Origin of the sequence: Herbaspirillum rhizosphaerae (genome assembly GCF_046025915.1) — a bacterium.
GTDB classification, from domain to species: Bacteria; Pseudomonadota; Gammaproteobacteria; order Burkholderiales; family Burkholderiaceae_D; genus Herbaspirillum; species Herbaspirillum rhizosphaerae_A.
Genome location: NZ_JAQQFR010000029.1, coordinates 1 through 6,501, shown reverse-complemented (window position 1 = coordinate 6,501; position 6,501 = coordinate 1). Strand labels below are relative to the sequence as shown.

At 44.3% G+C, this 6,501-nt stretch carries 5 protein-coding genes; 4 read left to right on the top strand and 1 reads right to left on the bottom strand.

Annotation, left to right across the window (positions count from 1 at the left end; genetic code table 11):
- Positions 1 to 305: 305 nt before the first annotated feature.
- Positions 306 to 2,573, bottom strand: a complete 2,268-nt coding sequence (locus PQR63_RS23545; protein WP_408170718.1) for an ATP-binding protein — start codon at positions 2,571 to 2,573, stop codon at positions 306 to 308.
- 75 nt (positions 2,574 to 2,648) lie between these two features.
- Here PQR63_RS23545 and PQR63_RS23540 point away from each other — a divergent pair, with 75 nt between their 5' ends.
- The 4 genes from PQR63_RS23540 (at position 2,649) to PQR63_RS23525 (ending at position 6,096) form a co-directional block, all read left to right on the top strand.
- The gene (locus PQR63_RS23540) at positions 2,649 to 3,533 is read left to right on the top strand and encodes a MerR family transcriptional regulator (RefSeq protein ID WP_408170716.1); all 885 of its coding nucleotides are present in this window, start codon (positions 2,649 to 2,651) and stop codon (positions 3,531 to 3,533) included.
- Positions 3,534 to 3,702: 169 nt separating this feature from the next.
- Positions 3,703 to 4,116, top strand: coding sequence for a BLUF domain-containing protein (locus tag PQR63_RS23535; RefSeq protein WP_408170714.1), 414 nt, complete (start codon positions 3,703 to 3,705; stop codon positions 4,114 to 4,116).
- Between the two features lie 62 nt (positions 4,117 to 4,178).
- Positions 4,179 to 4,961, top strand: coding sequence for an EAL domain-containing protein (locus PQR63_RS23530; RefSeq protein WP_408170712.1), 783 nt, complete (start codon positions 4,179 to 4,181; stop codon positions 4,959 to 4,961).
- A 166-nt stretch (positions 4,962 to 5,127) separates the two neighbouring features.
- Positions 5,128 to 6,096: a sensor domain-containing diguanylate cyclase gene (locus PQR63_RS23525; protein WP_408170710.1), complete on the top strand. Its 969-nt coding sequence runs from the start codon at positions 5,128 to 5,130 to the stop codon at positions 6,094 to 6,096.
- Positions 6,097 to 6,501 lie beyond the last annotated feature (405 nt).

Genomic DNA, 6,501 nt, shown 5'->3' with positions numbered 1-6,501 from the left:
CAATCTGGGCGCTGGAGGTAGCTTTGCGTTTTTATTGTGGCTAGCTTTGCTCAATTGCTAGGATTTCGAGTGACCGTGACGCTCCGCACAAAAAAAGTGATACTGATAGGGGTTTCCCCGGGCCACCCAGGTGATAGGCCTGCATTGACAGGTCAACGCACGCGAGCGTTTAGCCACGCTACGCCATGGCATCGATCGCACCAAAATACTACTGGAACAGCTCCTTACGCTGGCAAAGGTATAGGCAGAAACTGAGCGTATCAGGACAAACGTATCGCTGCAGAAGGTTTATCGACGAGTCTTGGCTAGCGAGGCAACAAAACTGTCAAACATTTTTCTAACTCACCTAAGCGTAGGGGCTTCGTTAAATGATGATCGAACCCCGCTTTGATGGCCTGCTCCTTATCCTCCTTCAACCCGTATCCCGTGAGTGCTATGAGCTTGACAGAAGCAGTTTTAGAGTTACTGCGCAATGCTGCAGCGATTTGATACCCATTCATCTCAGGAAGTCCAATATCTATCAAGGCAACTTGTGGCTCTCGCACCTCTGCAATCTTAATGGCATCCTTACCATTTGAGGAGGCCCACACTTCTAAACCAAGTTCCTTTAAAAGTGCTTGCTGCATTTCCCGCAAGTCGTCCTGATCTTCTACAAGCAAAATCTTGTAACCAGACAAAGACATATCGATTTCATTTTTAGGTAGTCTAAATTTTGGCGCATCCGTCTCTATCAGAGGAAGTCTCACATAAAATGAAGATCCCTTACCAACACCTTCGGAGTGAACATTGACCGTACCGCCATGAAGGGCTACAAGCTTGTGCACTAAACTGAGCCCGATGCCCATACCTCCCTTAGTACGAGCCAGTGTATTGTCACCCTGCATGAACACGTCGAAAATAAACGGTAGTAAGTTGGGGGAAATACCAACGCCTGTATCCATAACACTCAGCAGCGCCATGTCTTTGTCGCGGCTCACAGAAACGCTTATGGATCCGCCTTCATCTGTATATTTAAGAGAATTTTCGATGAGATTGCTGAACACTTGCTCAATCCGAGTTGCATCAGCATTGATCGTAAGCGACTCGGTATAAAATGAAAAAACGTGTTTAGAAAATTTTGAAGTATCAACCATAGTGTTGATAGAATTTCCAACGAGCAAACCAAGATCCGTTGCTTGCATTTCCAGCTGCACTTTGCCGTATATGACGCGGCTAAGATCAAGTAAATCATCCAAAATCTCTCGGAGATGCTGACTTTGTCGATGAATGATTTCAGCTGGGCGCAAAATCGTAGCGTCATTGGCTGCTTTTATTCTCAATAATGCGATTGCGCTAGTAATAGCCGCCAAAGGATTTCTGAGCTCATGTCCGAGCATGGCCAGAAACTCGTCCTTCCGTTTATTTTCAATTTCAGCTGCGCGTAGTGCAGCTTGCTCTGATTCCAACAACTGAGCATTCTTTTCCTCAATTGATGCACGTTTGATTTCTGCGTCTTTCAGCTTTATGGCTGCATCAACGATGGTACGCTGGAGGTTATCGATTTCTATGGTGCCTGATGGCAACATCGTAGGAAGCTCTTCGCTTCTCCCTACCATCTCTGAAGCAGTCGCAGCCATTTCCATCGAGTTTGCGAGTTTTCTCCCTACCAAACCTGCGCTTATTAACGCGGCACAAATCGCTAGCGCCAACCCTCCTATTGCGATATAGCCAGCTTGCCGCACTTGACCATCAATTTCGTCTGCCGGTACTCCAACTGCAACAGCCCAACCAGCTAATTTCGAGTGCGTTATGACGTCATAAACTTCGATGTTTCCCCGAATAGAATGTTTAATGATCGTGTCGAATTTTGACTGTATCGCTTTCAGCGTGTCTGCCCTCGCTGGTTTTCCGACAAATTCGTCAGCCTTAATACTTCTCCCGATAGTTATCCCATTCTGGTCAAAGATCCCAACCAGCCAGGATGACGGTATATCCCTTTCGTTAAAAGCGACATCGAAATGATCTGAATAAAATGCTTGAGACAAAACGTAGTTCCGGCCATCTGTAGTTCTAATAGGGAGATCAACAAATACAACGTTCTGTTTAAGGGTACTAGCCCAGACCAAACCGGAAATATGCGGTTTTTTTTTCGTTATGATAAGAGCCAACTCTTCTGGCGAAGGGCGAAACGGCAACTGTGCCCCAAAGGGAAGTCTGGTGTTAAAAACTTGTTTTCCATCGGGCGTATAAAGAATAACCCAGCCGCTATCACCAGGAACGGCTGATTTCACTTGGTTGTAAAACTGTTCCCAGTGTCCCTGCATAAGCAGCGGCGATCTTGACAACACTGAAACAGACGACAAAGCAACTTGTAACTCGCGGTCAATGATTAGTGCTGTGGTATGGGCAGTCTCTTGCATCGCTCTCAACGCATTTTCACGCGTGCCGTCGCTCAATCGTTTCGCAGCTATGCTTGAAAAAATAAGCAAGGGAACTAGAGCTAGGAAAGCCATCAATGCAAGGCGCGATCTTAGTTTCACTTTCACTACCTTTAATTCGTGAATATTGGGATATTTTAATTTTGTCCTAGACAAATTCTTTATTTTTTTATTAATAGTACAATTAATAAAAGACAGCTGCGCGAATTTATGAAATTCATAGAGATTGGTATGGCAGCAGAGGTATCAGGTTTGTCGAAAGAAACTCTACGGAAGTGGGAGGATCGCTATGGTTTTCCCATTCCAACACGAGGTCTTACGGGACGCCGCATTTACATTGAGGAACAGATCAGTCAGTTGCGTACATTGAAGAGTCTGCTGGACTTGGGTATCGCTCCTCGATTTATAGTTGGCCTGTCACCAATCGAACTTCAAAACTTCCAGAACGGTTTACCGTCCTCGAACCCTACGACCGAAAAGATTGATGAACTTTGGACTTTAGGTGAGCCATCTGTATTCCGGGCCGAGCTAAAGGCTGCAATCTCACAGCACGGCTTAGTGAAGGTGGTAACTGAATACTTGCCTGCTATGCAACACAAAATCGGAACTGCATGGTCAACGGGGAAATTGGCTATTTGGGAGGAGCATGTTGTCACGGAGATTATTTCACGTGCCTTACGGAATGCCATTGCCGATATTTCAAGTATGCGAATAGGACCGAAGGTTTTGCTCACTACTGCGCCCGGCGAATTGCATACGATGGAGCTTTTAATGCTCGAAGCTGCATTAAGTCATGAAGGTGCAGATTGTCTCTACGCTGGAGCGGAACTACCGTTAAAGGAAATCACGGAAATATCGCGCGTCCATGAAATTCAAATCGTCGCGCTTTCTTTTAGTTGTGGATTTCCAAGAAGAAAAATTACTCCTTTTTTAATCCATTTGAGGAAAGAGCTTCCTCAAAATGTCGACATCTGGGTAGGCGGAGGAGCAATTCCCGTATTTAAAAAACCGCTATCGAGCGTGCAGGAGTTTCATTCGATTAGCGATGCTATGGCAGCTTGGAAGTGTTATTGCCGCAACAGAGAGTTCATCAACCATCCGCCGCTCCACAATTAGAATGCAGTCCTCAAATTCTCATGCATCGTAAGTATTCACACCTACTGATAAAGGCCATTTGGAATTGATTTCAGAATAGACCTGGAAAACTGGACTAAGGCCTGAGGGTTGTTAACAGGTAGTAGACAAAATTTCTCGTAGACCGTATTAATCAAAATCAGGATTGAAAATGTCAATAAATCAACTTATATATATTAGTCAAGCCGTGCGAAAAATGTCTTTGGAAGATCTGAATACAATTCAAAAGCAATCTAAATCCAACAATCAACCTATCGAGGTTACAGGCAGTTTGTTTTACAACGGGGGCTGGTTTTTACAGGTTTTAGAGGGTCCAGAAGTAATCTTGAATAATCTCTATAACAAGATCGAAAAAGATCCTCGACATAAGGATTCGCGAATTCTTTACAACGAGCCTGCAAAGTTTCGAACTTTTCCGCGTTGGAGTATGAATATGGTTAATTTAGATGATCGACAATCTGATAAATACGTCGAGTTGGTTGAGGTAATCGAAGCGGCAAAAACAGATCGAAAAATTGGCTCAGTCTCCCCGGCAGCCACCTTACTCAAGATTTTCAAGAGCTAGGAATTATTTGACGGTAGAGCTAATTTGTATAGTTCGATTTACTAGATAGTCCTGGATAAAGAATGATTAATATTGCAAAAAGCCAAAGTGAGAAGACTACAGTAACGCAATGTGAAGGCTGTCGTGATAGCAATGGAATCGATTTCGATTTCGAGTACGCGTATCAACCTATAGTCAATTTCTCTACTCGCACTATTTACGCACATGAGGCGTTAGTACGTGGCCCAAATGGTGAGTCTGCGGCGAGTGTTCTTGCGAAAGTTAACAATGAAAATGTCTATAGTTTTGACCAAGCTTGCCGCGTAAAGGCCGTAGCAGGTGCCGCAAAGCTTGGAATGCGTGAGCTATTGTCGATAAATTTTCTTCCTAACGCCGTGTATCGCCCTGAGGTCTGCATCCGCACTACCTTTGAAGCGGCGCGCATGAATAATTTCCCGATCGAGCGAATAATTTTCGAGGTGACCGAAGGTGAGCAGGTTCAAGACCGTGCGCATCTTGTAAATATCTTTCGTGAATACCGTCGCTTTGGTTTTCAGACTGCAATTGATGACTTCGGCGCCGGCTACGCGGGCCTCAATTTACTTTCAGAATATCAGCCTGACTTAATCAAAATCGACATGGACCTGGTACGAAACATTGATTCTAGTGGATCGCGTCAAGCAATTGTCCGTGCAATCGCGTCAATGTGTAGAGAGCTTAATATCTTAATACTTGCTGAAGGCATTGAGACGAGGGGAGAGCGAGATTTTCTTGCTGATGCTGGGATTGAACTGATGCAAGGGTATTTCTTCAGCAAACCAATATTCCAAGGTCTTGGTCAGATAGACCAAGCGGCCTGGACCTAGAAGCAAGCAAGAGTCATTTTGCATCATAAATAAATCGTTTCCCAATACGTTTTGGTAGCTGTGCACGGAGCCGACGCTCCCTGCTTACAAACAACTTTAAAATTTCACAATCTCAATATAGTTGAGCTAAATCCGCAAATAACGGTATTCACCAAATTTCTCAATCATGATAAAGCCGCCATTGCCCGCAAACGAATGTGTACGTCTCGATATGTTACGAGCGTTAAAAATTCTAGACACAACTGCTGAAGAGCGATTCGATCGGGTGACACGGCTAGCCAAGCGTCTGTTTGAAGTCCCGATGTCTCTAGTCAGCCTAATAGACGCAGATCGCCAATGGTTCAAGTCTAACATTGGCTTGAAAGTACTGGAAACATCGAGAGATATCTCTTTTTGCGGACATGCTATTTTGGGAGATGATGTGTTTTCTATTCGAGACACCGAACTCGATGAACGTTTCTTTGACAATCCGCTGGTAAAGAACGGTCCGAAAATTCGCTTCTATGCCGGATGCCCAATCAAAGCAGCTGACGGCAGTAAAGTGGGTACGCTATGCATATTGGACGTTAAACCGCGAAACTTTACTGACGAAGACAAAAGCCTCCTTAAAGATCTTACGCTCATGGTTGAGCAAGAAATTGCAGCTGTTCAACTGGCAACAATGGACTCATTGACATCGATTTCCAATCGTCGAGGATTTGAAGCGTTGTGCATGCATGCGCTCAGGTTCTGTACGCGACAAAAAAAACCAGCGACCTTGTTTTTCTTCGATCTTACACGCTTCAAAGAAATTAATGACCGCTTTGGTCACGCTGAGGGAGATCGGGCACTAGTGAGCTTTAGCGAGTTGTTGATGCTTTGCTTCCGCGAAACTGACGTTATTGGCAGGATTGGTGGTGATGAATTTGCAGTGTTGCTGACAAGTTCAGATAAAGAAGAAAGTGAATTGGTATTAGCGAGATTCTCCGAGAGTGTCGCGAAGCACAACGAAAGCGAGGAACGAGGCTACAATATTACTTACGACGTAGGTATTGTCGAATACAACCAATCATTGGACAAAAATCTAGAGGAATTTATCGACAAGGCCGATAAATTAATGTACGAGAATAAACGCTTGAAAAAAAACGAACTCTGATTACATCGACTTACTCTATAACGATCTAACAAACACAATCAAAGTATTTCAGAACTAATTCGTCCGAGTATCCTGTTCGAAATATTGTGCAGTGATGGCAAGAGACAAGTGTCCCATTAAAGCCGAAACCGCTTTGATATCCTCCCTCTCAATCAAATTGGTTAAATAGTACGACGTCCGGAACAGCTAGACGCGACTTGTGATCGGACTAGACCATACATGCCATGAAAGAGTTGCGGCAACATGTTGGTGAGAACTAGCTACTCTTTAAGATTTAAAGAGTGGTCGCATCGAGATTAAAAAATACCTTCCGCTATCAACCATAAATCAAGGTCATTCCGAAGCGCTACGATTATCTTTGAATTAGTTAATCGGCGTGGTACAGTTTTCCGCCTTCGGCCATGG

Excerpts from the sequence above, each read along its gene's own strand:
- PQR63_RS23540 (WP_408170716.1), top strand. The coding sequence starts at position 2,649 with ATGGCAGCAGAGGTATCAGGTTTGTCGAAAGAAACTCTACGGAAGTGG.
- PQR63_RS23535 (WP_408170714.1), top strand. The coding sequence starts at position 3,703 with ATGTCAATAAATCAACTTATATATATTAGTCAAGCCGTGCGAAAAATG.
- PQR63_RS23530 (WP_408170712.1), top strand. The coding sequence starts at position 4,179 with ATGATTAATATTGCAAAAAGCCAAAGTGAGAAGACTACAGTAACGCAA.
- PQR63_RS23525 (WP_408170710.1), top strand. The coding sequence starts at position 5,128 with ATGATAAAGCCGCCATTGCCCGCAAACGAATGTGTACGTCTCGATATG.